At 60.9% G+C, this 26671-nt stretch carries 20 protein-coding genes and 1 pseudogene; 13 read left to right on the top strand and 8 right to left on the bottom strand.

Features of this window, described 5'->3' with window-relative positions:
• Nucleotides 1-68: 68 nt before the first annotated feature.
• Complete coding sequence (locus tag GN234_RS10620) at nt 69-818, bottom strand: helix-turn-helix transcriptional regulator (protein WP_109751318.1); 750 nt, start codon at nt 816-818, stop codon at nt 69-71.
• 135 nt (nt 819-953) lie between these two features.
• On the opposite strand from GN234_RS10620, the gene GN234_RS10615 reads away from it, so the two are divergent.
• On the top strand, nt 954-1772 hold the full coding sequence (locus GN234_RS10615) for a UDP-2,3-diacylglucosamine diphosphatase (protein WP_176688436.1): 819 nt from the start codon (nt 954-956) through the stop codon (nt 1770-1772).
• 145 nt (nt 1773-1917) lie between these two features.
• On the opposite strand, the gene GN234_RS10610 is transcribed toward GN234_RS10615, so the two are convergent.
• The gene (locus tag GN234_RS10610) at nt 1918-2508 is read right to left on the bottom strand and encodes an HD domain-containing protein (protein ID WP_176688435.1); all 591 of its coding nucleotides are present in this window, start codon (nt 2506-2508) and stop codon (nt 1918-1920) included.
• Between the two features lie 32 nt (nt 2509-2540).
• Nucleotides 2541-2852 (bottom strand): DUF962 domain-containing protein, encoded by a 312-nt coding sequence (locus GN234_RS10605; RefSeq protein ID WP_109751825.1) that lies wholly within the window; start codon nt 2850-2852, stop codon nt 2541-2543.
• Between the two features lie 185 nt (nt 2853-3037).
• On the opposite strand from GN234_RS10605, the gene GN234_RS10600 reads away from it, so the two are divergent.
• On the top strand, nt 3038-4099 hold the full coding sequence (locus tag GN234_RS10600) for an AraC family transcriptional regulator (RefSeq protein WP_163854879.1): 1062 nt from the start codon (nt 3038-3040) through the stop codon (nt 4097-4099).
• Here GN234_RS10600 and GN234_RS10595 read toward each other — a convergent pair.
• Nucleotides 4056-5510, bottom strand: a complete 1455-nt coding sequence (locus tag GN234_RS10595; RefSeq protein WP_176688434.1) for a TrkH family potassium uptake protein — start codon at nt 5508-5510, stop codon at nt 4056-4058. The two genes, GN234_RS10600 and GN234_RS10595, sit on opposite strands and share 44 nt — an antisense overlap.
• Nucleotides 5511-5680: 170 nt before the next feature.
• Here GN234_RS10595 and GN234_RS10590 point away from each other — a divergent pair.
• Nucleotides 5681-6251: pseudogene (locus GN234_RS10590) on the top strand (NAD(P)H nitroreductase).
• A 233-nt stretch (nt 6252-6484) separates the two neighbouring features.
• Here GN234_RS10590 and GN234_RS10585 read toward each other — a convergent pair.
• The 4 genes from GN234_RS10585 to GN234_RS10570 all read right to left on the bottom strand — a co-directional run bounded on the left by GN234_RS10585 (nt 6485) and on the right by GN234_RS10570 (nt 9255).
• Nucleotides 6485-7678, bottom strand: coding sequence for an amino acid aminotransferase (locus GN234_RS10585; RefSeq protein ID WP_176688433.1), 1194 nt, complete (start codon nt 7676-7678; stop codon nt 6485-6487).
• Nucleotides 7678-8034 (bottom strand): 4a-hydroxytetrahydrobiopterin dehydratase, encoded by a 357-nt coding sequence (locus GN234_RS10580; protein ID WP_109751326.1) that lies wholly within the window; start codon nt 8032-8034, stop codon nt 7678-7680. The genes GN234_RS10585 and GN234_RS10580 overlap by 1 nt, the downstream gene beginning before the upstream one ends.
• A 99-nt stretch (nt 8035-8133) precedes the next feature.
• Nucleotides 8134-8919 carry a phenylalanine 4-monooxygenase gene (gene phhA / locus GN234_RS10575; protein WP_053154874.1) on the bottom strand — a complete coding sequence of 262 codons (786 nt, stop codon included), beginning with the start codon at nt 8917-8919 and terminating at the stop codon, nt 8134-8136.
• Nucleotides 8920-9066: 147 nt separating this feature from the next.
• Nucleotides 9067-9255, bottom strand: coding sequence for a hypothetical protein (locus tag GN234_RS10570; protein ID WP_146206829.1), 189 nt, complete (start codon nt 9253-9255; stop codon nt 9067-9069).
• Here GN234_RS10570 and GN234_RS10565 point away from each other — a divergent pair.
• The 10 genes from GN234_RS10565 (at nt 9254) to GN234_RS10520 (ending at nt 26303) form a co-directional block, all read left to right on the top strand.
• Entirely contained in the window at nt 9254-10813 is a 1560-nt protein-coding gene (locus GN234_RS10565) for a sigma-54-dependent transcriptional regulator (protein ID WP_176688432.1), read from the top strand. The two genes, GN234_RS10570 and GN234_RS10565, sit on opposite strands and share 2 nt — an antisense overlap.
• 337 nt (nt 10814-11150) lie before the next feature.
• Nucleotides 11151-11888, top strand: coding sequence for a flagellar basal body rod protein FlgF (locus tag GN234_RS10560; RefSeq protein WP_060738660.1), 738 nt, complete (start codon nt 11151-11153; stop codon nt 11886-11888).
• Between the two features lie 49 nt (nt 11889-11937).
• Nucleotides 11938-12723, top strand: a complete 786-nt coding sequence (gene flgG, locus GN234_RS10555; protein WP_053146447.1) for a flagellar basal-body rod protein FlgG — start codon at nt 11938-11940, stop codon at nt 12721-12723.
• Nucleotides 12724-12795: 72 nt separating this feature from the next.
• Nucleotides 12796-13491, top strand: coding sequence for a flagellar basal body L-ring protein FlgH (flgH, locus tag GN234_RS10550; protein WP_109751334.1), 696 nt, complete (start codon nt 12796-12798; stop codon nt 13489-13491).
• Between the two features lie 45 nt (nt 13492-13536).
• Complete coding sequence (locus GN234_RS10545) at nt 13537-14607, top strand: flagellar basal body P-ring protein FlgI (protein ID WP_176689581.1); 1071 nt, start codon at nt 13537-13539, stop codon at nt 14605-14607.
• A 10-nt stretch (nt 14608-14617) separates the two neighbouring features.
• Nucleotides 14618-15922: a flagellar assembly peptidoglycan hydrolase FlgJ gene (gene flgJ / locus GN234_RS10540; RefSeq protein ID WP_109751335.1), complete on the top strand. Its 1305-nt coding sequence runs from the start codon at nt 14618-14620 to the stop codon at nt 15920-15922.
• Between the two features lie 10 nt (nt 15923-15932).
• Nucleotides 15933-17999, top strand: coding sequence for a flagellar hook-associated protein FlgK (gene flgK, locus GN234_RS10535; RefSeq protein WP_176688431.1), 2067 nt, complete (start codon nt 15933-15935; stop codon nt 17997-17999).
• A gap of 13 nt (nt 18000-18012) precedes the next feature.
• Nucleotides 18013-19578 carry a flagellar hook-associated protein 3 gene (locus GN234_RS10530; protein WP_176688430.1) on the top strand — a complete coding sequence of 522 codons (1566 nt, stop codon included), beginning with the start codon at nt 18013-18015 and terminating at the stop codon, nt 19576-19578.
• Nucleotides 19579-19686: 108 nt separating this feature from the next.
• Entirely contained in the window at nt 19687-23265 is a 3579-nt protein-coding gene (locus GN234_RS10525) for a glycosyltransferase (RefSeq protein WP_176688429.1), read from the top strand.
• A gap of 116 nt (nt 23266-23381) precedes the next feature.
• Nucleotides 23382-26303 (top strand): TIGR00180 family glycosyltransferase, encoded by a 2922-nt coding sequence (locus GN234_RS10520; RefSeq protein WP_176688428.1) that lies wholly within the window; start codon nt 23382-23384, stop codon nt 26301-26303.
• The last annotated feature ends 368 nt before the right edge of the window (nt 26304-26671 follow it).

Genomic DNA, 26671 nt, shown 5'->3' with positions numbered 1-26671 from the left:
CGTCAGGGTATTGAACCTGTTGCCGAGCGCTTCTGTCTGTCGCGATCCTAGCGATTTTTAGCGCGAATCTAGCGCTGACGCCGCAGCTTGCCCGGCGAGACGCCGAATTCGCGCAGTACCGCTGCGGCGAAGGCACTCTGGGAGCTGTAGCCGACCCGTTGGCCGATCTCGCCGATGGGCAATTGCGAATCACGCAACAACGCCACGGCCTTGTGCAAGCGGCGGCTGCGGATGTAATCCATCGGGGTTTGCCCGCACTCGGCGACGAAGCGCGCATGCAGGCGGGCGCTGGAGAGACCGGCGACCTGCGCCAGGTCCGCCACTTGCAGCGGATAGGCCGCGTACCGGTCGATATGGGCGTTGAGTGCGGCATAAGGCAGGCGCCGGCCACCGAGGGTTTCCTGGCGAGCACCATTGAGACTCGCCAGCAGCAGCACCGCGCCTTGCTGGGCGATCACCGGGTCGTCCACCGGGCTGCCGGCCAACCAGGTGACCAACTGGCTTTGCCCCGCATCCAGGGGCAGGCGCGCGGTGTCGTCGAGCAAGCGGCGGCTGGCGTCTGCGTGATCCCCCAGGCATTGCCCGACCCAATCATCACTGGGCACATCCAGCACCAGGCAACGACTGCCATGGGGGCTGCCACAGGCGTGATGCGCACCGGCCGGTATCACCACGAAGCTTTGTTGCACCACCTGGCTGCCCTGGCCTTCGACCTCGAAATCCAGTGCGCCAGACAACCCGAACACCAATTGGGCATGGTCATGGCTGTGGACGATCAAGTCGTGGCTGTAGTGGCGTAGCGTGAGGATCGGTCTCATCGCGGTCTCCCGTGTCAGGCCGCCAGCATACACCGAGGGCGCAACGCCCGGCGCTGTCATGCAATGGACTTGTGTTTGTCATGGGCCATTAACCGCTGGCGTGCACAGTGGCAAAAACGATCAGAGGGTTGCCCAATGACCAGCGCCGAGCTCGCCAGACCCAGCCGCAAACAGCGTGTTCGCACCCTGTGGATTTCCGATGTGCACCTGGGCACCCGGGATTGCCAGGCCGAGCACTTGTCGCAGTTCCTCAAGGGTTACCACGCCGACAAGATCTACCTGGTAGGAGACATCATCGATGGCTGGAAACTGCGCGGTGGCATGTATTGGCCCCAGGCCCACACCAACGTCATTCGCCGCTTGCTGACCATGAGCAAGCGCGGCACCGAAGTGATCTACGTCACCGGCAATCATGACGAGTTCCTGCGGCGCTATTCGAAGCTGATCCTGGGCAATATCCAGTTGGTGGACGAAGCGGTGCACGTCACCGCCGATGGTCGGCACCTGTTGGTGATCCATGGCGATCAGTTCGATGTCATCACCCGCTACCACCGTTGGCTGGCGTTCCTCGGCGATTCGGCCTACGAGTTCACCCTCACGCTGAACCGCTGGCTCAACCATTGGCGGGCCCGTTACGGCTACGGTTACTGGTCGTTGTCGGCGTACCTCAAGCATAAGGTCAAGACCGCTGTCAGCTTCATCAGCGATTTCGAAGAAGCTATCGCCCATGAATGCGTGAAGCGCGAACTGCACGGTGTGGTCTGTGGGCATATCCACCATGCCGAGATGCGCAGGGTGGGCGAGGTGGAGTACCTCAATTGCGGTGATTGGGTCGAGTCGTGCACGGCGTTGATCGAGCACTGGGATGGGTCGATCGAGTTGTATCGGTTGGCGGAGGCCCAGGCGCGGGAGGCGTTGGTCAAAGCTGAGTTGAAAGTGACCGAACCTGCCTAGGCCGGCCTGACACCGTCTCAAGCAAACATATAACCCCTGTGGCGAGGGAGCTTGCTCCCGCTGGGGCGCGCAGCGGCCCTGTTTTTGGGGGCTGCTGCGCAGCCCAGCGGGAGCAAGCTCCCTCGCCACGGGTTTGTTGGATCTGTCAGGCTGGTGTGTCGTCAGCCATCGCCGCCTTGTAGATCGATTGCTTCGGCGCGGCAAACACCCTTTCCAGCATCGGCTCGAAGAAACTCAACGGCAGTGTGTCGTACTTCGGATCGAACGCCGCCGCGTCATATTTCGCACAAAAGTCGATCGTCGCCTGGTACTGCGGATGTTCGCAAAACTGCTCGCGCAGGTGACGGTCCATGCCCAGGTGATGGAAGAAGTAATAGCCCTGGAAAATCCCGTGTTTCTCCACCATCCATAGGTTCTCGGCGCTGACGAATGGCTTGAGGATCGCCGCCGCGATATCCGGGTGGTTGTATGAGCCCAGGGTGTCACCGATGTCGTGAAGCAGGGCGCAGACCACGTATTCCTCGTCGCGCCCGTCGCGGTAGGCACGGGTGGCGGTTTGCAGGGAATGGGTCAGGCGATCCATCGGGAACCCGCCGAAGTCGCCGTCCAGCAATTTCAAGTGGGCCAGGATCCGGCCCGGCAACTGTCGCGCGTAGGCGCTGAAATCGGCTGCGATGATCGCCCAGTCTTCCTGGGTGCCGTCCTGCATGTGGGTAAAGCGTGCATGCGTATTCATCGAGGGTCCTTTGGCTCATGGGCATTCAACGCTTAGAACGCCACCTTGCCCAGCAGCATGTCGCGGTACATGACGAAATCGCCAAGCAGGCTGTAGAACGGATGCTGGAACGTGGCAGGCCGGTTCTTTTCGAAGAAAAAATGCCCGACCCAGGCAAAGCCGTAGCCAGCGACGGGCAGGGCGATCAACCACCACCAGGTGCCCGCGACGAGCGCTACGGCGAGAATCACAAAGAGCAGGGAAGTACCGACGAAGTGCAGGCGTCGGCAGGTGCTGTTGCTGTGTTCGCTGAGGTAATACGGGTAGAACTCAGTGAACGTATTGAATCGTCTGGCGTTTTCCACGACTGCGAGCTCTGTGGTCATTGTTGTTTATTGAAGTCTAGAGCGATCATGGACAGCGGCTAGTGACAATGGGCGCCACTCTAGTGTCCTGTGTTACAAATACCCCTTGTTTTTGTAATGAAAGACACTGCTATCCTTCGCCAATCCAGCCGTACCCTGCGGCTCGTCATGCAAGTAAAAACGTCATGAGCGAACGAACGACTTCTTCAAGCTGGGCGATGGGGATCGTCAAGGCATTGGAAATGGACGGCGTCGATTGCCGGGCGCTGTTCAAGCAGTTGGGGCTGGACTTCGAGGCCCTGGACGATCCGGATGCCCGTTTCCCCCAGGACTCGATGACGCGGCTCTGGCAACGGGCGGTCGAGTTGTCGGGTAACCCGGCCATTGGCTTGAACATGGGCAAAGTGGTGCGTCCGGCCTCGTTCCATGTGGTTGGCTATGCCTTGATGTCCAGTCGCACCCTGGCAGAGGGCTTCCAGCGGCTGGTGCGTTACCAGCGGATCATTGCCGAAAGCGCCGACTTGAGTTTTCGTCGCTTGGAAGAAGGCTACGGGCTGATCCTGACGGTGCATGGCGACCATCTGCCCCCCACTCGCCAAAGTGCCGAAGCCTCCCTGGCCTGTGCGCTGGCCCTGTGCAGTTGGTTGACCGGGCGTACCCTGCACCCGGTGAAGGTGCTGTTTCAGGGGGCCGAGCCGTTGGACCTGGGGCCTTATCACCGAGCCTTCCCCGCGCCGCTGGTGTTCGGCGCGCCTTATGATGCGCTGATTTTTGAACCGACCGACATGGAGGCGCCACTGCCGACGGCCAACGAAGCCATGGCGCAGCTTCACGACCGGTTTGCCGGTGAGTACCTCGCGCGCTTTTCGGAAAGCCGCGTGACCCACAAGGCGCGACAGGTGTTGTGCCGGTTGTTGCCCCAGGGTGAGCCCAAGCGTGACGTGGTGGCGCAGACGCTGCACCTGTCGCAGCGCACCTTGCAGCGGCGCCTGCAAGAGGAGGGCACGAGTTTCCAGAACCTGCTCGAAGACACCCGGCGCGAACTGGCCGAGCAGTACCTGGCGCAGCCGGGCATGACGTTGCTGGAAATCGCCTACCTGCTGGGGTTTGCTGACCCGAGCAATTTTTTCCGGGCCTTTCGCCGTTGGTTCGACACCACGCCTGGTGAATACCGGGCACGCCTGGCGAGCCAGCCTGCACCGGTCAGTGACGCCAGAACGCCGGGATACACAGCACGAACACTGTGATGATCTCCAGACGGCCCAGCAACATGCCCCCCGACAGAATCCACTTGGCTGCGTCCGGCAGCGGTGCGAAATTGCCCGCCGGCCCGATGGTTTCCCCCAGCCCCGGGCCGACGCCCGACACGGTACTGGCCGCGCCGGTCAGCGCCGTCATCCATTCCACGCCCAGCAGCGACAGCAGCAGGGCGATCACGCAGATGGTGATGGCGAAGAAGAACGAGAACGTGAGGATCGAGCGGACGATTTCTTCGTCGAGGCGATGACCGTTGTATTTCTGCTTGATCACTGCACGAGGGTGGATCAGTTGATTAAGGTTGGCCCGCAGCAGGATGTAGGCGACCTGGAAGCGGAAGATCTTGATCCCGCCGGCCGTCGAGCCTGAACAACCGCCGACGAATCCCAGATAAAAGAACAGCATCAGCGAAAAGTTTCCCCACAGGCTGTAGTCGCCCAGGGCGAAGCCGGTGGTGGTGATGATGGACGTCACGTTCAGCGCCACGTGCCGCAGGGCATCCAGCCAATGCAGGTCGGTGGTTGCCCAATACCAGGTGCCGAGCACCAGCCAGGTCACCAGCAGCACGCCGATAAGCCCCTGCACCTGCTGGTCCTTGATCAGCGCCCGGCGATTGCCCCGCAGCGTCGAGACGTACAGGGCAAACGGCAGGCTGCCAAGAATCATGATGACGATGGCGACCCAATGCACGGCTGGCTGGGTCCATTTGGCCAGGGACAGGTCCGAAGTGGAGAAACCGCCGGTGGAGATCGCCGACATCGAATGGTTGATGGCGTCGAACAGGCTCATCCCGGCCCACCAGAGCGCCAGGGTGCCGAGAATGGTGATGCCCACGTAGGACGCCACGATCAGCCGTGCCACCATGTGGGAACGGGGCATGACTTTTTCCGAACGATCCGACGATTCGGTCTGGAACAGCCGCATGCCACCGATACGCAGCAGGGGCAGGATCGCCACCGCCATGCCGATGAAGCCGATACCGCCGAGCCAGTGCAGCAGCGAGCGCCACATCAGGATGCCCGGGGACATGTTGTCCAGGCCACTGAGGACTGTGGCGCCGGTGGCGGTAATGCCGGACATGCTTTCGAAAAACGAGTCGGTATAGCTGATGTGTTGGGTCAGCAGGAACGGCAGCGCGGCGAAGATACACACCACCAGCCAACTGCTGACGGTCAGCAGGTACATGTCGCGCGGGCGCAGGTGGATGTGTTCCGGGCGCCCGGGAAGCACCAGGGCCAGGCCGGCGAGGAAGGTGATCATGCTCGACCACAGGAACGACGGCAGCTCGTGGGTGCGCTCGAAGACCACCAGGGTGGCCATGGGCACGACCATGAAGATCGCCAGGGTGATCAGGAAGATGCCGATGATGAAACCAATGATCCGCAGGGTCGGCAACGCCATGAAGTCCGCTCAGGCTGAAAGGGAAGGGCGCCATTCTACCTGTGGCAAGCGTCATGTAAACCGGCACCCGGCGGCGCTTGCGGGGCGCGGGCGCGTGGCAACGGAATTTGAACTAACGAACTCGCCAAACAGCCACTAGAATAGCCGGACATTCTTTCAGGAGGTGGCCGATGCAGGCTCTCGACGCTTTGCTCAACCGTGTTTCCGTCCCGCGCCTGGTAGACCCGGCCCCCACGTCCGAACAGCGCGAACTCATGTTCGCCGCGGCCATGCGGGCGCCGGATCATGGCCAGTTGCGCCCATGGCGTTTTCTGACGGTCGAAGGGCAGGCGCGGCATCGCATGGGCGAGCTGCTGGCCGAAGCGGCGCGGTTCAGTGACCCGCTGGTACCGGACGCGATCGTGGAAAAGGCTCTCAATGGCCCATTGCGCGCGCCTCTGGTCGTGGTGGTGATTGCCCGTCTGCAGGACCATTTCAAGATCCCTAAATCCGAGCAATTGCTGGCAGCCGGCTGTGCGGCCCATGGCATCCTGCTGGCGGCTTATGCCCAAGGGATTGGTGGCGTGTGGCGTACCGGTGAGCTGGCGTACTCGCCGCATGTGGCCAGGGGGGCTTGGCCTTGAAGACGGGGAAGAGGTCATTGGCTTCCTCTACCTCGGCACGCCGCAGAAAGAAGCGCGTACGGCGCCGCAGGAAGATGTCGGGCAGTTTGTCCGCGAGTGGACGGGCCCGCAGGTCTGACGTCTGGCGCAGCTTCTGCAGTGAAGAGGACTTATCTGTGGCGAGGGGATTTCTGTGGCGAGGGGATTTATCCCCGTTGGGCTGCGCAGCAGCCCCAAGATGCCTGGAAAGAGGCAGCCTGACACTCCGAGGTGGCGGGTTTAGGGGCTGCTTCGCAGCCCAGCGGGGATAAATCCCCCCTCGCCACAGCTATCCCTGCACCACACAGGGATGTGTTCGGCTATTTAAGATTGTTATCTGCACGCGTCCGCAATCGCCTCGGCCAGCAGGTCCAGGCGCGTGGCGTCGATGCCGGCGACGTTGGCCCGGCCGGTGCCAACCATATAGACGCTGTGGCGTTCGCGCAGGTGCTTGACCTGTTCCGGCGTCAGGCCGGTGTAGGAGAACATCCCGCGTTGCACGCCGATATGGGCGAAGCGCTCGCGCAGGCCATGGGGTTCGAGGGCCTCCAGCAAGCCGCTGCGCAATTGCGCGATGCGCAGGCGCATGGCCTGGACTTCATCGGCCCACAGGCTTTTGAGTTCCGGATTGCCGAGGATGGTCGCCACCACAGCCGCTCCATGGTCCGGCGGCGTCGACCACAGGTTACGGGCGATGTTGGCCAGTTGGCTGCGCACGTCCAGCAGTTTTTCACCGTCCCGGGCGCAGACGATCAACGCACCGGTGCGGTCGCGGTACAGGCCGAAATTCTTCGAACAGGAACTGGTGACCAGCACTTCCGGCAGCGCATCGGCAAACAGCCGAACTGACCAGGCGTCCTGCTCCAGCCCATCGCCGAAGCCCTGGTAAGCGAAATCGATCAGCGGCAGCAGGTCGCGGCTGCGTACCACTTCCAACACCTGGCGCCATTGCTCATGGGACAGGTCAAAGCCGGTGGGGTTGTGGCAGCAGGCATGCAGCAGCACCACATCGCCTTTGGGCGCCTGGTTCAGGGTCGCCAGCATCGCCTCGAAATCCAAGCGGTTGTCGGCGCCCACATAAGGGTAATGACTGGCCTTGACGCCAGCCGCGGCGAAGATGGTTTCGTGGATCGGCCAGGTCGGATTGCTCAGCCAGACGCCACGGCCAGGCAGGCATTGGGCGATGAAGTCGGCACTCAGGCGCAGGGCACCAGTGCCGCCCGGTGTCTGGGTGACGCCAGCGCGCTTTGCGCTGATCAGCGGCGAGTCGGTGCCCAGCACCAGTTCATTGATCAACTGGCCGAACGCGGGGTCGCCATGGCCGCCGATGTAGGTCTTGGTGGTCTGGCGATCCACCAGCCATTGTTCGGCCTGCTTCACGGATTGAAGAATCGGCGTCAGGCCCTGGGCGTCCTTGTAGACACCCACGCCCAGGTCGAACTTGCTCGGATTGCTGTCCGCGCCGTAGGCCTCCATCAGGCCGAGGATCGGGTCGCCGGGTACTCGGCCGATGGCATCGAAATGCATTACTTGCGGCCCTCGGCGGTCTTGGCCACGTCATCGGTGCGGGCGGCCATGATGAAGTCGTTGCGGTGCAGACCCTTGATGGAGTGGCTCCACCAGGTCACGGTGACTTTGCCCCATTCGGTGAGCAGGCCTGGGTGGTGGCCTTCGGCCTCCGAGATTTCACCGACGGCGTTGGTGAAGGCCAGGGCGTGCTTGAAGTTTTTGAACAGGAAAACTTTTTCCAGCTGCATCACGCCGTCGCGCACTTCGATGTTCCAGTCGGGGATCTGCTTGATCAGCGCCGGCAGTTCTTCGTCGCTGACTTGCGGGGCATCGGCGCGGCAGGCTTCGCAATGGGCTTGGTTCAGAGTGTTCATGGTGTGTTCCTGGATCGAATATTTGAAAAACGTCGATGCACCCACGCTAAAGCAAAGCCGCGTTGTGCAACAGACTCAATTGAGATTAAAAGACGCGGTTCACGCTGCCTTGGGTGGGAATTTCGGGGCGTGCAAGCCCAGTTCCCGACCGCGCTTGACCATGCCCATGATGTCTTCGTGGGCCAGGTCGAACAGGCGCTTGAGCTCGGGCAGCACGAAATACACCGGTTGCAGGATGTCGATGCGATACGGCGTGCGCATCGCTTCCAACGGATCAAAAGGCTGGTGTTCAGGCTCGTCCGACAGGCAGTAAACGGTTTCCTTGGGCGAAGACAGGATGCCGCCACCATAGATACGCCGGCCCTGCGGGGTCTCCACCAGGCCGAACTCGATGGTCATCCAATACAGGCGCGCCAGATAGACGCGTTCTTCCTTGGAGGCCTGTAGGCCGAGTTTGCCGTAGGTGTGGGTGAATTCGGCAAACCAGGGGTTGGTCAACAGCGGACAGTGGCCGAAAATCTCGTGGAAAATGTCAGGTTCTTGCAGGTAGTCCAGTTCTTCGCGGGTACGAATAAAGGTCGCTACCGGAAACTGCTTGCTGGCGAGCAGTTCGAAGAAGGTCTGGAAGGGGATCAAGGCCGGCACCCGGGCGACTTGCCAACCCGTGGTCTCGCCCAGCACCTTGTTGATTTCGCCCAGTTGCGGGATACGGTCGTGGGGCAGGCCAAGCTTGTCGATGCCGTCCAGGTATTCCTGGCACGCGCGGCCTTCGATGACTTTCAGCTGGCGGGTGATCAGCGTGTTCCACACCGCATGTTCTTCGGCGGGGTAGTGGATAAAACCTTGCGCATCGGGCTCGCGGGCCACGTACTGCGTCTGCTTCATGCTGCTCTCCTGCTGATTTCCCTCAGGGGGGAAGGCTGTTTGTTTTTATGTCCAGCGATGCATTAGAGATAACTCGAAGCAGGGATGTGTGCAGCAGGCAGACGAAGGGATGGATTGCGATAAAGGCATGAATTCGTAAAGTTTTCGTTACGTATTGGGCGGTACTCCAGTGTTGTCGAGATTTTCAGCTGGGAAATGGCCTACAGCTGTCACATAATCTTGACGTTTATTTGCGCTGCCATGCAGAAAACCTTGTGGCGAGGAAGCTTGCTTGCGCTGGCTGCGCAGCAACCTCCTCCCCATGCTTGCATACACATCGATATCGGGCCTTTTCATGCGCATCAAAGTCCATTGCCAAAACCGCATCGGCATCCTGCGAGACATCCTCAACCTGCTGGTGGAGTACGGCATCAACGTTGCCCGGGGCGAGGTCGGGGGTGAGCATGGCAACGCGATCTACCTGCATTGCCCGAACCTGATCAACATTCAGTTCCAGGCGCTACGTCCGAAATTCGAAGGCATCGCCGGGGTATTTGGCGTCAAGCGCGTAGGATTAATGCCTAGCGAGCGTCGGCACATGGAGCTCAATGCCCTGCTCGGTGCCTTGGAGTTTCCGGTGCTGTCCATCGACATGGGCGGTTCCATCGTCGCGGCCAACCGGGCGGCGGCGCAGTTGCTCGGGGTGCGGGTGGATGAGGTGCCCGGGATTCCACTGTCCCGCTACGCCGAGGATTTCGATTTGCCTGAACTGGTGCGCGCCAACCAGTCGCGGATCAACGGGCTGCGGGTCAAGGTCAAGGGCGATGTGTTCCTGGCCGACATCGCCCCGTTGCAATCGGAGCACGACGACAGCGAGGCCATGGCCGGCGCGGTACTGACGTTGCACCGGGCCGACCGGGTCGGCGAGCGAATCTATAACGTGCGCAAACAGGAGCTGCGTGGCTTCGACAGTATTTTCCAGAGTTCCAAGGTGATGGCGGCGGTAGTGCGTGAGGCCCGGCGTATGGCACCGCTGGACGCGCCGCTGTTGATAGAAGGCGAAACCGGCACCGGTAAGGAATTGCTGGCACGCGCCTGTCACCTGGCCAGTCCGCGCGGGCAATCGCCATTGATGGCGCTCAACTGTGCCGGGTTGCCGGAGTCCATGGCCGAGACCGAACTGTTCGGCTACGGCCCCGGTGCTTTCGAAGGTGCCCGGGCCGAAGGCAAGCTTGGCCTGCTGGAACTGACTGCCGGGGGAACGTTGTTCCTCGATGGCGTCGGGGAGATGAGCCCGCGCCTGCAAGTGAAACTGCTGCGCTTTCTGCAGGACGGTTGCTTCCGTCGCGTAGGCAGCGATGAAGAGGTGTACCTGGACGTCCGGGTGATCTGCGCTACCCAGGTGGACTTGTCCGAACTCTGTGCCCGGGGAGAATTCCGTCAGGACTTGTACCACCGCTTGAACGTCCTTTCCTTGCACATCCCGCCGCTGCGCGAATGCCTCGATGGCCTTGCGCCGCTGGTGGAGCATTTCCTCGACCAGGCCAGCCGCCAGATCGGCTGTGCGCTGCCCAGGCTGGCGCCGGCGGCGATGGAGCGTCTGAGTCACTACCACTGGCCGGGCAACGTCCGGCAGTTGGAAAACGTGTTGTTCCAGGCCGTTTCCCTGTGCGACGGCGGGACGGTGAAAGCCGAGCATATTCGCCTGCCGGACTATGGTGTGCGCCAACCCCTTGGCGATTTTTCCCTCGAGGGCGGATTGGACGAGATCGTTGGGCGTTTTGAGAAAGCGGTGCTGGAACGTCTTTACTCCGAACATCCCAGCAGTCGGCAATTGGGCAAGCGGCTGGGGGTTTCCCACACCACCATCGCCAATAAGTTGCGGGAGTATGAGGTCGGTAAAAGCGAGTCATAGCTGCTTGCTCTCGGTGCCCATGCGGGCCTCATCGCGAGCAGGCTCGCTCCCACAAGGTTACTGATTGCTCACAAATCTCAGGAGCACTGGAGGTCCAATGTGGGAGCGAGCCTGCTCGCGATGACGGCAGTGGCCATTACCCAAGGACAAGCATTGCCTCCAACCGGCACAACACCGCCGGTTTTTCGTCTTCGACACATTTCAAAAATCCCTTCCACAACCCTGAACCCCTTGTTTGCCGGGGCGCGAGGCGCCAGAAAAAAGTTGGTCTGCAAATTGCTTAAGGCTGTGCAACACAGCAGTGGGCGGCAAACGTCCGGCATGCAGAGGAACGACAGTGGACAAGTACCTTTATGTGGCAATGACCGGCGCCAGCCAGAACGCACTGGCGCAACGGGCCCATGCCAACAACCTGGCGAACATCTCCACCAATGGTTTTCAGAAAGACCTGGAGCAGGCTCGCTCGATGCCGGTGTTTGGCGACAGCTTTCCGGCGCGGGCCTTTGCCCTGTCCGAACGGCCTGCCACGGACTTCACCCCGGGGGCGCTGGTGGAAACCGGTCGTGACCTCGACGTCGCGGTCAGCGGCCCAGGCTGGATGGCCGTGCAGAACCCTGACGGCGGCGAAAGCTACGTGCGCACAGGAAGCCTCAACGTCGACGCCCTGGGCGTGCTGCGGGCCGGCAACGGCATGCCAGTGATGGGCAACGGCGGTCCGATCGCCGTGCCGCCCGAGCAGAAAATCGAAATCGGCCAGGACGGCACCATCAGCATCCGTGCCATGGGCGAAGGCCCGCGGGTGATGGCTGAAGTGGACCGCATCAAGCTGGTCAACCCGGATCTCAAGAACATGACCAAGGGCCTGGACGGTTCGATCCGTACCAAGGACGGCCAGCCGGCGCCCATCGATGCCAACGTGCAGTTGGTGTCGGGTTTCCAGGAGGCGAGCAACGTCAATGCCGTGGATGAAATGACCTCGGTGCTGGCCCTGGCCAAGCAGTTTGAGCTTCACGTCAAGATGATGAACACCGCCAAAGAAGGCGACGAGGCCATGGCTCGGGTCTTGCAGATCTAACCATTAATTAAAGCGTCGCGCCGAAAAACAGGCGTACGAGGAGAATCGAATGCTTCCGGCTCTATGGGTTGCCAAAACAGGTCTGTCCGCCCAGGACACCAACCTGACGACCATTTCCAACAACCTGGCGAACGTCTCGACCACGGGTTTCAAACGTGATCGCGCCGAGTTCCAGGACCTGCTGTATCAGGTAAAACGCCAGCCTGGTGCCCAGTCGACCCAGGACAGCGAATTGCCGTCGGGCCTGCAAGTGGGTACCGGTGTACGCATCGTCGGCACCCAGAAAAACTTCAACGCCGGCAGCCTGCAAACCACCGAGCAGCCGCTGGACATGGCCATCGACGGTCGCGGTTTCTTCCAGATCCTGCAGCCGGACGGCACCACGTCCTACACCCGTGACGGTACGTTCCACCTCGACTCCAATGGCCAGATCGTCAACGCCAGCGGTTTCGCCCTGGAGCCGGCCATCATCATCCCGAACGATGCCCAGACCTTTACCGTGGGCCGTGACGGCACCGTATCCATCACCGTGGCGGGCAACCCGGCCGCCCAGGTGATCGGCAACCTGCAGACCGCCGACTTCATCAACCCGGCCGGCCTGCAAGCGGTGGGCAACAACCTGTTCCTGGAAACCGCCGCAAGTGGCGCGCCGCAAGTCGGCACCCCGGGCCTGAACGGTTTCGGCACCACGCTGCAGAACACCCTGGAAACATCCAACGTGAGCACCGTCGAGGAGATGGTCAACATGATCACCACCCAGCGTGCCTACGAGATGAACTCCAAGGTGATTTCCACCGCCGACCAGATGCTCTCGTTCGTTACGCAGAACCTGTAATCGCGTCGCAACGTCCGTCATTACGTAGACAGGGCGACCCCAGGGTCGCCTGCAACACCAAGAGGTAGGGTCATGAAACGCTTCGCATCTGTTCTGGCACTGAGTGGGATCACCGCACTCGCGGGCTGTGTCGCACCGACACCCAGGCCCAATGACCCGTATTACGCCCCGGTGTTGCCGCGTACGCCGTTGCCGGCTGCGGCCAACAATGGCTCGATCTACCAGGCCGGTTTCGAACAGAACCTGTACAGCGACCGCAAGGCCTTCCGGGTCGGTGACATTATCACCATCACCCTGAACGAGCGGACCCAGGCCAGCAAGAACGCCAACTCGCAGATCGACAAGACCAGCGAGACCAGCGTCGGCCTGACCTCGCTGTTCGGCTCCAGCCTGACCACCAACAACCCGATCGGGAGCAATGACCTGAGCCTCAACGCCGGGTACAACTCTGATCGGGCCACCAAGGGCGATAGCAAGTCCGGCCAGAGCAACAGCCTGACCGGTTCGATCACCGTGACCGTTGCCGATGTGCTGCCCAACGGCATCATCGTCGTGCGCGGCGAGAAGTGGCTGACCCTCAACACCGGTGACGAGCTAGTGCGCATCGCCGGCATGGTTCGCGCCGATGATATCGCCACCGACAACACCGTTTCCTCGACCCGCGTAGCCGATGCCCGTATCACTTACTCAGGTACCGGTGCCTTTGCCGATGCGAGTCAGCCGGGTTGGTTCGACCGTTTCTTCCTTAGCCCGAAGTTCCCTTTCTAGGTGGCCCAGTTGAATCTTAAGCAGCTGTTGATCGGAGCCCTGCTGATGTCGGCGGCCTTTACCGCTCAGGCCGAGCGCTTGAAGGACATCGCCAGCATTTCCGGCGTGCGTTCCAACCAGTTGATCGGCTACGGCCTGGTCGTGGGCCTGAACGGCACCGGCGACCAGACCACCCAGACCCCGTTCACCCTGCAGACCTTCAACAACATGTTGTCGCAGTTCGGCATCAAGGTGCCGGCCGGTTCCGGCAACGTACAGCTGAAGAACGTCGCGGCGGTGTCGATCAGTGCCGATCTGCCGGCGTTCGCCAAGCCTGGCCAGCAGGTGGATATCACCGTCTCGTCCATCGGTAACTCCAAGAGCCTGCGCGGCGGCACCTTGCTGCTGACGCCACTCAAGGGTATCGACGGCAACGTCTACGCCATCGCCCAGGGCAACCTGGTGGTGGGTGGTTTCGATGCCGAGGGGCGCGATGGTTCGAAGATCACCGTCAACGTTCCGTCGGCGGGTCGAATCCCTGGTGGTGCGATGGTAGAGCGTTCGGTGCCGAGCGGTTTCAACCAGGGCAACAGCCTGACGCTGAACCTCAACCGTTCCGACTTCACCACCGCCAAGCGCATCGTCGACAAGATCAACGACATGCTTGGCCCGGGCGTGGCCCAGGCCATTGACGGTGGCTCGATCCGCGTCACTGCGCCGCTGGATCCGAGCCAGCGAGTCGACTACCTGTCGATCCTGGAAAACCTTGAGGTCGATCCGGGCCAGGCGGTGGCGAAAGTCATCATCAATTCGCGCACCGGCACCATCGTGATCGGCCAGAACGTCAAGGTATCTCCGGCCGCCGTGACCCACGGCAGCCTGACGGTGACCATCACCGAAGACCCGATCGTCAGCCAGCCGGGGCCGCTGTCCAACGGCCAGACCGCCGTGGTCCCGCGTTCGCGGGTCAATGCCGAACAGGAAGCCAAGCCGATGTTCAAGTTCGGCCCGGGCACCACCCTGGATGAAATCGTCCGGGCGGTGAACCAGGTCGGCGCGGCGCCGGGCGACTTGATGGCGATCCTCGAAGTCTTGAAGCAGGCCGGCGCGTTGCAAGCCGACCTGATCGTGATTTGAGGGGCGAGCCATGGATATGCGCAAGGGCGCTTTGATCAGCGGGGATTCGGGTTCCTACTCGGACCTGAACCGCTTGAACCAGCTCAAGGTTGGCGACAAGAACAGCGACGGCAACCTGCGTAAAGTGGCGCAGGAATTCGAGTCGCTGTTTCTCGGCGAAATGCTCAAGTCCATGCGTTCGGCCACCGAGGCCTTGGGCAAGGACAACCCCATGAATACGCCCGAGGCCAAGCAATACCAGGAAATGTACGACCAGCAATTGGCCGTTTCCATGTCCCGCGAGGGCGGCGGTATCGGCCTGGCCGATGTGCTGCTGCGCCAGATGTCCAAGAACAAACCGCTGGCGCCCGGTGAGGCGGCCACGTTGTCGGCTGCCAAGCAACAAGAGGCGCTGGACAAGGTCGCCAAGGCACCGGTGCCGACACCGGTGGCTGCCGGGACCCTGCCTACTGACGGTCCATTGTCGCGTACCAGCGGCCAACGTCCATTGTGGGCGTCGCGGGCCGTGAGTGCGCCGCAAGGGGCCGAGGGTGTCCACCGCAACGACATGGAATTGCTCAACCAGCGCCGCCTCGCCTTGCCGCCGAAACTGGCTGACCGTCTGCTCGCCGGCCTGGTGCCTTCGGCGTCGGCCAATACCGATGTGCCCGCACAGAACCTGCTGCCGGATCGCACCATCGCCGCCGTCAAGCCGGCCACCGGCGAACTGGCCAATGGCGACTGGCTGGCCGCGCTCAAGGCTGCCGAGCCCAAAGGCGACATGCAGGTCTATGGTCGTGCCGTGGCCCAGCCACCGCTGGCCCCGGCGCGCAAGGCCTTCCGCGATGCCGATGAATTCGTCAACGCCATGCTGCCAATGGCCAAGGAAGCCGCCGACCGCATCGGTGTCGACCCGCGTTACCTGGTGGCCCAGGCTGCCTTGGAAACCGGTTGGGGCAAATCGGTCATGCGCCAGCCCGATGGCAGCAGCAGCCACAACCTGTTCGGCATCAAGGCCAGCGCCAATTGGAAGGGCGATTCGGCGCGGGCGATCACCAGCGAATTCCGCAATGGCGCGATGGTTAAGGAGACGGCCGAGTTCCGTTCCTATGCCTCGTATCGCGACAGTTTCCACGACTTGGTCAACCTGCTGCAAAGCAACAGTCGCTATCAAGATGTGTTGAAGTCGGCCGATAACCCGGAACAGTTTGTACGCGAGTTGCAGAAAGCCGGTTACGCCACTGATCCGCACTACGCCAGCAAGATTTCGAACATAGCCCGGCAGATGACGAGTTATCAAAACTACGCTTCCGCAGGCGCCACCACGACTTTATAAGGTCTGAACCATGAGTTTGCTCAATATAGGGATGTCGGGTCTGTCAGCAAGCCAGACTGCGTTGGTGACCACGGGTAACAACATCGCCAACGTCGATACCGCTGGTTATTCACGCCAGCAGACCGTGCAGACCACCAAGGCGTCGAACCAGTACGGCAACGTGTTCATCGGTTCCGGCACGACCTTGGCCGATGTGCGTCGGGTGTATAACTCCTTCCTTGAAGCGCAACTGAAAACCACTACGTCGCTCAACAGTGACGCGGCGGCCTATCAGGGGCAGATCACCCCGCTCGACTCCCTGTTGTCCGACAGCGGTACCGGTCTCAACGGCGCGCTGACCAAGTTTTTCGCCTCGGTGCAGAACGTCAACGCCAAGCCCGGTGACGATGCCTCCCGTCAGTTGCTGCTCAGCGATGCCCAAGCCCTGAGCAACCGTTTCAATTCGGTTGCCAACCAGTTGACGGAGCAGAGCCAGAACATCAATGGCAACCTGTCGAACATGGTCGACCAGGTCAATAACCTGGCGGCCACTGTTGCGCAGTTGAACAAGAAAATCTCTGAAGTCTCCAACGCCGGTGGCGCCCCCAACGATCTGCTCGATGCCCGCAGCGAAACCATTCGCCAGCTCTCGACTTTTACCGGCACCCAGGTCGTCGAGAACGGCAGCAGCCTGGACATCTACCTGGGCTCCGGCCAACCGTTGGTGATGGGCAATATCGTCAATACCCTGGAAGCGGTGCCGGACAAGAACGATCCGGGACGCATGGGCATCCAGCTCAACAGTGGTTCCAGCTCCATGGACCTCACCCAGGTGCTTACCGGTGGCGAGATCGGTGGCCTGATGCGCTACCGCAGTACCGTGCTCGACCCGGCCATGAACGAGCTGGGCCGCGTGGCCCTGGTGGTCGCCGACCAGATGAACAGCATCCAGGCCTCGGGCATCGACATGAACGGGGCCTTCGGCTCCAACCTGTTCAGCAACATCAACAGCGCCGCGCAGATCAGCCAGCGCAGCGTCGCCTCGTTGAACAACAGCGCTGGCTCCGGCAACTTCAACATCGCCATCGAAGACTCCGGCAAGTTGACCACCAACGACTACAAGGTGACGTTCACCAGCGGCACGGACTACACCGTCCAGCGCCTGCCCGACGGCACCTCGATGGGCGCGTTCAACACCGCCACCACGCCGCCACCGGTGATCGACGGTTTTTCGATGACGTTTGCCAACGGCACCGCAGCCGCCGGCGACTCGTTCAGGCTCACCCCGACCCGAAACGCTGCGGCCAACATCAAGACCGAGATGACCGACTCCAAGCGGCTGGCGATTGCCGCGCCGCTGGGCGCTGCCATCGTGCCTGGCGGCAGCGGTACGCTGACCATCCCGGCCAGCGGCCAGCCGAGCATGACCACCAAGCTGGACATCTACGATGCCGCCACCACGACCATCATCCAGAACGGCATCAAGAACTCCATGCCGGTCAAGGTGGTGTTCGGCGCGACGTCCGCCGATGGCACCAGCCAGGCTTATCAGTTGCTCGATGCCCAGGGCGGTACGATCAGCAGCGGCACGATCAAGCCTGGCCAGAGCAACACCCTGAGCCTGAGCGTTCCGCTCAAGGATGCCAGCGGCAACCCGATCATGGATTCCTCCGTACCGCCGGTGCAGCGTACCGTCGCGTTCGACATGTCCATCGCCGGCGCGCCGTCCCAGGGTGCGGGAATCAATATCAGCCTCAGCCAGCCGGGCAGCCTGGACAACCGGAACGGCACGGTCCTGGCCGGCTTGCAGACCGCCAAGACCGTCGACACCGGTTCCAGCAGCGAGGGTATTTCCCTGAACGATGCCTACGGCAAGCTGGTGGAAGGCGTCGGCGCCAAGGCCGCCCAAGGCAAGCTCGACAGCGCTGCCACTGGCGCGATCCTGGACAACGCCAAGACCGCTCGCGACTCGCTGTCGGGCGTGGACCTGGATGAAGAAACCGGCAACCTGGTCAAGTTCCAGCAGTACTACACCGCGTCCTCGCAGATCATCAAGGCGGCGCAGCAAATCTTCAGCACATTGATCAACAGTCTTTAAGGAGCCGTAGCCCATGCGCATTTCTACTTCTCAGTTTTACGAAAGCACGGCTGCGAACTACCAGAAGAACTTCGCCAAGGTGGTCAAGACCAGCGAAGAGGCCAGCAGCCTGGTGCGGGTGAACACCGCCGCTGATGATCCGGTGGGGGCTTCGCGCCTGCTGCAACTGGGCAACCAGGCTTCGATGCTGTCCCAATATGAAGCCAACGTCACCACCATCAAGGCGACCCTGGGCACGACCGAAGCGGTCATGACCAGCATTGGCAACGTGCTGCAGCGCGCCAAGGAATTGGCTGTGAGCGCCGGTAACGCCGCTTACACCGACGCCGACCGTAAAGCGGTCGCTTCGGAACTGGGGTCGATCGAAGACCAATTGCTGAGCCTGATGAACACCAAGGATGAAAACGGCAAGTACATCTTTGCCGGCTCCAAAGGCGATGTCGTACCGTTCACCCGCAACGACGACGGTAGCTACAGCTACAACGGCGACCAAGTCACCCTTGACCTGCCGATCGGCGACACCATGTCGATGGCCACCAACAGCACCGGCTGGGAAGTGTTCCAGCAAGCGGTCAACACCAGTCGCACCCAGGTCACCATGACCGCACCGGCGGTGGATGATGGTCGCGTGGTGCTGACCAACGGCCAAGTCTCGTCCAGCGTGACCTACAACAGCCAGTTCCGCAGTGGCGAGCCATACACGGTGGAATTCGTTAGCGGCACCCAGTTGAGAATCACCGATTCTGGTGGCAACGACGTGACCGCCGAAGCCAGCAAGGGCGGAGTCATCGACCCCAGCTCCCAGGCAGGGCAGAGCGTGGTCTTTCGCGGCGTCGACCTGACCTTGAACGTGAACCTGAAAACCGGTGACGCCGCGGGCGCGGTGTTGCCCGGCCATACCTTTACCCTGGCGGCCAAGCCCGATTCGTTCACGCCGGCCCGTAGCCCGGGCAACGCCACCGCGACCCAGATCACCGGCAGTCAAATCACTGATCCGGCGGCCTACCATGCCAGTTTCCCGACGGGGTCGGCGGTGCTCAAGTTCACCAGCGCTACGGATTTCGACCTGTACGCCGCGCCACTGACCGCTGACAGCAAGTCGGTCTCAAGCGGCACACTGGCGGGCAACGTTGCGACCGCATCAGGGGTCAGTTTCACCCTCAATGGCGCTCCAGCGGCTAACGATCAGTTCAGTATTTCGGTCAACACCCACGAAACCCAGAACATCTTGGACACCATCAACCAGTTGCGGAACGCGTTGAGCCAGCCAGTCGATGGCAATGCGATCGCCGGGCAGAAATTGAACGCGGCGTTGGCCTCGGGCATTGGTAACCTGGCCAGCGGCACCGACCAGTTGACCAGTGCGTTGAGTTCGGTCGGCGGGCGCGGCCAGTCGCTCGACACCCAGAGCGATACCAACCAGAGCTTTGTCCTGGCCAACTCGCAGACCCAGTCGGCGATTCGTGATTCCGATCCGGCCGAAGTGATGACGCGCCTGACCTTGCAGCAGACTATGCTTCAAGCGTCGCAACTTGCGTTCAGTAAAATTGGTCAATTAGGCCTGTTCAACAAGATCTGATGCGCTTGGGGGTTATGTCGAAATGAGATAACCCCCAGCCTCTGTTTTTTACGGCTCAGGAGGTCGGCTCTCGTGGGAGGCGGCACCGGCCAGCCGAGAGTCTTTCGCGTGAAACCAACTCCTCTTGTCAGCATCGTCATCCCCGCGTTCAACCCTCGCTTTTTCCGCGAGGCACTCAAGAGTGCCATGGACCAGAATTACGAAAACTTGGAAGTCATCGTGTGCGATGACTGCCCCGGTAACGACATTCGCCAGATCGTCGACTCATCGCGTGATCACTCGAATGTGACCGTGCGCTACCTGCGTAACCCGCAGCGGCTGGGTTTCCAACAGAACATGTTGCGCTGCCTGGAAGAGGCCGACGGTGAGTTCATCAAGTTCCTGTGCGATGACGATAAGTTGCTCCAGCCCTGCGTGCGGCAACAGGCACAGGTCCTCGCAGCGCATGACGACGTTCAATTGGTCATCAGCAAGCGTCACTTTATCGATGCTGACGGTTATGTGCTGCCGATTCGCCTGGAAAACGTCGGCATCGCCTTGTTTGAAGGGTTATACAAGGGCGAAGACCTGTTGGCGTCCGTCGAGGATACGCCGAGAAATATCTTTGGTGGTTTCAGCGGTGCCCTGATGCGTCGGGCGGACATTGTGTCGTTGCTGCCCGCCTTGGCCCAGGTCGGCCAAGGATTTGTCGCGCTGCTTGATCTTGCATTGTTCATTTGCTTGTTAAGGCGCGGCAACCTGGTGGAGCTGTGCAGCCTTGGCAGCTTTGAACGGTTGTACCCGCAAAGGTTGTCTCACCGTCCCGACATCGTCGATGCCTCGATTGTCGAGTGGACCTGGTTGGCCCAGATGTTGGCCCAACGCAGTGGCGAGCCGGCACCCGCGTCGGGTTGGGTGCGTTATCTGAACCTGGATCAGGTCAAGCCGAACCAGCCCCACGAGTGGGAAGAGTTGAACCTGTATTCGTTGATGGCCAGCCGGCAAGCCATTGTCGCGTATCAGGTCGGCACCGACGCCGAGAGTTACGACGAAGTCTACCGGCAGTGGTTGGAGTATCGACAGTTCGAAAAGTCGCGCCAACGGGTGGTCCTGCGACAAGTCGAATTCTGGGCACAACGCCCAGGCATTGTGCCGGTGGTGTTCGACTTCGATGGGGACGCCGAGGCGGTGGCATTGACGCTGGATAGCATTGCCTCGCAGATTTACACCAGCGAACCGGTGGTACTGTTTTCCAATGGCCGGGGTGCGATCGAAGGCAATGTGATGCGTTTGGCGCTGCAACCCGACTGGGTTCGTGCGCTCAATGAGTTGTTGCCACGCCTGGACGGCGCCCATTGGTTCTATCTGCTGCGTGCCGGTGATCGTTTGAGAACCTCGGCGCTGTTGGTGTTGGCCGAACGAATCAATGCGATGCCTGGCATCGCCTGTGTCTACAGCGACGAAGGTGCGCTGGAAGACGGCAAATCGCTGGAACCGATCTTCAAGCCTGATTTCAATCTTGACCTGATGCGCGCCTACCCTTATGTGGGCCGGACTCTGGCCTTCTCGCGCCAGCGCGTGCTGGAACTGGGTGGCTTTGATGCGGACCTGGGCGAACTGGCGCCCCATGATCTGATCTGGCGCCTGGTGGAAACCGATGGCCCGCAGACCATCGAGCACTTGGCGGAGATCCAGGTGGAGTCGACCCAGGCTTTCGCCCAATGGCTTTCGCTACCGCAGGTGATCGAGCAGGGGCCTCGTCTGCTGACGACCCACTTGCAGCGCATTGGTGTGGAGCATCAGTTGCATCCTGGACCGTTGCCGTTGATCCCGCGGATCGAATACCTGCATCCCGAGCGTCCGCTGGTCTCGATCATCATCAGCGTCAAGGATCAACTGGCGGCGCTGGAAAGCTGCATCAACAGTTTGTTGACCACCACCGACTATGGGCATTACGAAGTCATCATCGTCGACAATGGCAGCGAAACCGATGAAATGCGCAACTGGCTGGCGGCCATGGCCGAGTTGGGCAGCGACAAGTTGCGAATAGTGGCCGCTGACGAGCAGAGCAACGAAGCGCGGGTGAGGAATTGCGCGGCCCGGCAGGCTCGCGGTGATTACTTGCTGTTGCTCAGTCCATTTTGTGTGATTCACGACGCGGCCTGGTTGGACGAATTATTGAATCATGCCCAGCGCCCTGAAGTGGCCATCGTTGGCCCGCGAACCCTGAACTTGCAGGGCCAGGTGATCGACACCGGTCTGGTGCTCGGCCTCGATGGCCTGGCCGGTCGGCCGTTTGCCAATGAACAACCGACTGCCGGCGGCTACATGCAGCGTCTGCAGGTGGTACAGAACTGGAGCGCGGTGAGCGGTCACTGCCTGCTGGTGCGCAGGGCCGTGTTCGATAGCGTGGGAGGCTTGTCGCCTGCCATCGACACGCCAGGCATCAATGTCCTTGAACTGTGCCTGGAAATTGGCAAGCAAGGTTATCTGGTGGTGACGACCCCCTATGCGAACGTGATCCTGAAGCCTTCCGCCGGGTTTGCCCGCGAGGCGTCCTGGAAGCAGCGTGTGGAGCAGGAGCAAGAGTCGTTTTATCAGCGCTGGTTACCCAAGATAGCCAATGACCCGGCCTACAACCGCAACCTTAGCTTGACCGGTAACAGCTTCAGCCTGGCGCCGGGGCAGCGCACCGGTTGGAACCCGTTGTGCAGCCAGCCGCTGCCGTCGATCCTGGGCTTGGCCCTGAATAGTTCAGCCATCGGTCATTATCGAATCAGCCAGCCACTGATCGAGTTGCATAATGCCGGACGAATCGTCGGACGGGTCTCCTATGAAATGCCGTCGATCATCGAAATCGAGCGCGAAGCGCCGGATGTGATTGTGTTTCAGGGGCGCTACAACGCCAGCAAGTTCAATGATCTCGTCCAGGTGAAAACCTATTCGAATGCCCTGCGCATCTATGAGCTCGATGATTATGTGGCGCGGATCCCGGTAAAGAACGATCACACCCGCAACATGCCTGACAACGTTCAGGATCTGTTGGAACGTGGTATCGCCCTGTGCGATCGGGTCGTGGTTTCGACGTTTCCTCTGGCTGACGCGCTGTCGAACCTGCATCACGATATTCGCGTGGTGCCGAACATGCTGGCGCCGCACCTGTGGAACCGCATCTCCAGCCGGCGTCGCACCTCGATCAAGCCTCGGGTCGGTTGGGGCGGCGGCACCAGCCACCGGGGCGATCTGGAAGTCATCGCCGAGGTGGTACGCGAGCTGGCCGACGAAGTCGAATGGGTTTTTTTCGGTATGTGCCCGGATTCGCTCAGGCCCTATGTGCACGAATACCATGGCGGCGTCGCGCTCTCTTCGTACCCGGCCAAGCTGGCGAGTCTGAACCTGGACCTGGCTTTGGCACCGCTGGAGCAGCATATTTTCAATGACTGCAAAAGCAACCTCAGGTTGTTGGAATACGGTGCTTGCGGCTATCCGGTCATTTGTACCGAAACCGAAGCCTATCGCGGTCATCTACCCTGTACCCAGGTGAAGACCAACAGTACGCAGGAGTGGCTGGAGGCGATTCGCATGCATCTGTCAGACCCGCAGGCCAGTTATCGAATGGGTGATCAGCTACGTGAGATGGTGCTGCGCGATTTCATGCTGCGCGGCGATAACCTGCGCTACTGGGCAGATGGCTGGCTGCCGGATTGATTGACAGTATCCGTGCGCGGCCTAGTCTGACCGACAGAACGACGACCGGATTTCGAACCGGGACGCCATGAACATGATGCCGCCGATCAGGCGACTCGCTCGTTATAGGAATTCATATGCAACGCAGTACTGCCAATGATTCATCCGCTCCGTTGAACGAGCGTTTCACCTTGGTGCTTATGGCCCATGAGCAACCTGAAGCCTTGCGCAGAGCGTTGCGCTACTACGCGGCTTATCCTTGCGCTGTGCTCGTCCTCGATTCGTCTGCCGAACCGGATGCTGACAGTGTGGCAACATTGTCTGGCGTGCGTTATGTGCATCGGCCTGACATTGGTCACTTTGCCGGCAAGCTGCGTCAGGGGTTGGAGCTCGTTGCGACGCCGTACCTGGCCATGGTCGATGTTGATGCCTTCCTGCTGCCCGAAGCGCTTGATCAGTCGTTGGAGTTCCTGGCTGCCCACAGCGATTATTCGGCCTGTCAAGGTTACGCGCTGACCTTCGAGGCTCACGCCGCTCGTGTCGATTATTACCGCCGTGACCGCAAGGGCGTCGAGGATTTTGCCGAGTCTTGTGCCCTGGAACGCTTGGCGACGTATGCCAGCCACTGTCCGTCGTTGATCAATGCGGTCATTCGGACCGAGATCGTGCGGCGCTGGTACGCCGTATTACCTGCGGATTTCGACCTGGCCTGGCAAGAGCTTGGTCATGGTTGTGCGCTGATGGCAGCAGCAAAGGTGCGTATCCTGCCGATTCCTTACGCGGTACACGCGTTGCAAATCCCTTCGACACTTGAAGCAGGCCAACTGGCGGCCGTGCTGAGCTATCGCGATGCGACCACAGCGGCGATCCGTGAGCGCCTTGTGGCGATGCTGGGTTCGATTTTCGAGATGGACCAGGACGAGTCATCGCAGGCCGTCGAGAGCCTGGTGGGCATTGGCGATTATTTGAGTCAGCGCGCCGCTTTCGCTCGGGCCAAGCTGTTCGAGTCGGGCTGGCTTTCGCAGTTGGAAGGACCAGTCTGCCGTTTCGAGCCGACGCAGTTTGTCGAGTTGCCGTTTTATAACCAGCCGTTTTTCGAATGCCTGTCCAGGCTCGAGTTCCTGATGCATGCGATGCCTGCCGGGCGCGTGCAACTGCAAGAGTTGGAAGCGGTGCTGCTCAAGCAAAAAGAACTGATGCGACCACAGCGCAACACCGGCGCCGAACCGCTTAACGAACGCTTGCTCAAGGCTTTCGAGCTCAACGCTTTCAACCTCGATGTGGTGCAACAGTTGGCCGCCATCCTCGAAGAAGGCGGTGCCGAAGCAGTGAGCCTGAAGTTGAAGGAATGGGCGCAGCGTCTCCAGGACGTCATGTTGCAAGATCATGCCAGTCTTTTCGAAACCATGCGGTCCGGCCAGTTGCTACGCTGGCTGGATGGGCGTGAGCCGAGCGCGGACCAAGTCAAGGAGATCACCCGCTACCTGGCTCGCCATCAGGGCGGACCGACGTTCGGCCTCCTATTGCTGGACCTGGAGGCGGATTTCACCCGCCTGCAGACCACCTTCGACAGTGTGATCAACGGGGCTTGCAGGGCATTCAAGATCATTGTGTTCACAACCGGTGACCTGCCGGCCGAAACTACCCTTCAGAACACCCTGCATTTCGTCAAGGTCAATGAAAGCAACTATGTGGATCGGATCAACCAGGTCATCAGCCAGAGCGATTGCGACTGGGTGGTCCTGGCCGAGGCGGGAGATGAGCTGACGCCATCCGGTCTGTTGCATGCCAGCCTGGAACTGCTTGACGCACCGCAATGCCGGGCGGTGGCCATGGATGAATTCCAGCGCCAACCCGATGAAACCCTGAGCGATGTGTTCCGTCCCGGCTTCAATCTCGATTTGTTGTTGAGCGTACCTGCGTTGATGGCGCGGCACTGGTTGGTGCGGCGAGAGGTGCTGGTGCAGGCCGGGGGGTATTCGCGCGATTTCAAGGACGCCTTGGAGTTCGAATTGCTCCTGCGGTTGATCGAGCAGGGTGGCATGGGCGGCCTGGCGCATCTGGACGAACCGCTGCTGATTTGCCAGGCACAGTCGGACAGCGACAACGCCGACGAGCGCAAGGCCCTGCTTCGTCATCTCGCGGCACGGGGCTACAAGGCTGACGTCAGTTCGGCGGTACCGGGTGTCTACAAGATCGACTACCGCTTTATCGAGCGTCCGTTGGTGTCGATTATCCTGCATGGCGACGGCGACCTGGTCACCCTGCAGCGATGCATCATCAACGTGCTGCAACGTACCCGCTACCAGCGTTTCGAACTGCTGGTGGCCGAACATCCGGTCCACGGTGCAGCATTGAAGGACTGGCTCCGCAGCCAGGGCCATCAGGCCAGTCGTGTGCGCTTCATCGATGTCGAGCCGGGGCTTGCCACGGCGGTCCTGATCAACCAGGCCAGCCAACAGGCCAAGGGTGAGTATCTGCTCACCTTGGCGGTGGACAGCGAAGTGGTGAACGTCAACTGGATCGAACTCCTGCTCAACCAGGCCCAGCGTCCGGAAGTCGGCGTGGTCGGTGCCAGGTTGATCGACCGTCAGGGACACACGACCCAGGCGGGCCTGTTGCTTGGGTTCAACGGTGTGGTGGGCTCGGCATTCGTCGGTGAGGCGGCGGATGCGCGGGGCTACATGAATCGCCTGGTGGCCGAGCAGGATTGCTCAGCGGTGTCCTTTGCTTGCCTGATGGTCTCCACGCAGCTGTTTCAGGCGGCCGATGGCGTGGATGATACCTTGTTCGCCGAGGGGTTGGGTGACGTGGACCTGTGCCTGCGAATCGCACAGGCCGGTTATCTCACGGTGTGGACGCCGTACGTTCAGGTCGTCAATCCGGGCATCCTGTCATCTTCGGACAAAGCCCGGCAGGACTTGGTCGGAAAATGGCAGGACGCGCTGTCCCATGATCCAAACTACAACGCCAACCTGGCGACGACCGGTCCGGGCTTTACCCTTGGGCCGATGGTGCCGGTGCCGTGGTCGAAGCTCATTGGCCGAGCAGGCGTGTAGCGGCCAGGCTTATCGCTGAAGCACCGCCATCGTGAGCAAGTCCGCTCGCGATGGTGGTGCTTCAGCTCATGAAAAGGGTGACTATGTTGCCGTCATCGCGAGCAAGCTTGCTCCCCCACTTATTCCCCCTGCGGACGCAACATCCGCACTTGTTACCCTCCCTGTACACCTCAGCCAATTCTGAAATCCTAGCGAAACGAAGCCCAAAAAAACGGCGCTTTCTCTCTCCGGAGCGAGCGCCGTTTTTTCTTCAAGGCCCAGTAAATACGGGCTTCCAGCCAGTGGCACCATAATTGCTTTCTAGGTATCAGCGCCTGTATTACCGGCGAGGACGCCGAATAATTGGCGTCTCTTGTGAGTAGTCCGAG

Origin of the sequence: Pseudomonas bijieensis, assembly GCF_013347965.1 — a bacterium.
GTDB lineage: Bacteria > Pseudomonadota > Gammaproteobacteria > Pseudomonadales > Pseudomonadaceae > Aquipseudomonas > Aquipseudomonas bijieensis.
This window is presented reverse-complemented; position numbering and strand designations above follow the sequence as displayed.

Coding starts and splice junctions, on each gene's coding strand:
- GN234_RS10620 (WP_109751318.1), bottom strand. CDS start 818: ATGAGACCGATCCTCACGCTACGCCACTACAGCCACGACTTGATCGTC.
- GN234_RS10615 (WP_176688436.1), top strand. CDS start 954: ATGACCAGCGCCGAGCTCGCCAGACCCAGCCGCAAACAGCGTGTTCGC.
- GN234_RS10610 (WP_176688435.1), bottom strand. CDS start 2,508: ATGAATACGCATGCACGCTTTACCCACATGCAGGACGGCACCCAGGAA.
- GN234_RS10600 (WP_163854879.1), top strand. CDS start 3,038: ATGAGCGAACGAACGACTTCTTCAAGCTGGGCGATGGGGATCGTCAAG.
- GN234_RS10595 (WP_176688434.1), bottom strand. CDS start 5,510: ATGGCGTTGCCGACCCTGCGGATCATTGGTTTCATCATCGGCATCTTC.
- GN234_RS10585 (WP_176688433.1), bottom strand. CDS start 7,678: ATGCATTTCGATGCCATCGGCCGAGTACCCGGCGACCCGATCCTCGGC.
- GN234_RS10580 (WP_109751326.1), bottom strand. CDS start 8,034: ATGAACACTCTGAACCAAGCCCATTGCGAAGCCTGCCGCGCCGATGCC.
- phhA (WP_053154874.1), bottom strand. CDS start 8,919: ATGAAGCAGACGCAGTACGTGGCCCGCGAGCCCGATGCGCAAGGTTTT.
- GN234_RS10565 (WP_176688432.1), top strand. CDS start 9,254: ATGCGCATCAAAGTCCATTGCCAAAACCGCATCGGCATCCTGCGAGAC.
- GN234_RS10570 (WP_146206829.1), bottom strand. CDS start 9,255: ATGAAAAGGCCCGATATCGATGTGTATGCAAGCATGGGGAGGAGGTTG.
- flgG (WP_053146447.1), top strand. CDS start 11,938: ATGCTTCCGGCTCTATGGGTTGCCAAAACAGGTCTGTCCGCCCAGGAC.
- flgH (WP_109751334.1), top strand. CDS start 12,796: ATGAAACGCTTCGCATCTGTTCTGGCACTGAGTGGGATCACCGCACTC.
- GN234_RS10545 (WP_176689581.1), top strand. CDS start 13,537: ATGTCGGCGGCCTTTACCGCTCAGGCCGAGCGCTTGAAGGACATCGCC.
- flgJ (WP_109751335.1), top strand. CDS start 14,618: ATGGATATGCGCAAGGGCGCTTTGATCAGCGGGGATTCGGGTTCCTAC.
- flgK (WP_176688431.1), top strand. CDS start 15,933: ATGAGTTTGCTCAATATAGGGATGTCGGGTCTGTCAGCAAGCCAGACT.
- GN234_RS10530 (WP_176688430.1), top strand. CDS start 18,013: ATGCGCATTTCTACTTCTCAGTTTTACGAAAGCACGGCTGCGAACTAC.
- GN234_RS10520 (WP_176688428.1), top strand. CDS start 23,382: ATGCAACGCAGTACTGCCAATGATTCATCCGCTCCGTTGAACGAGCGT.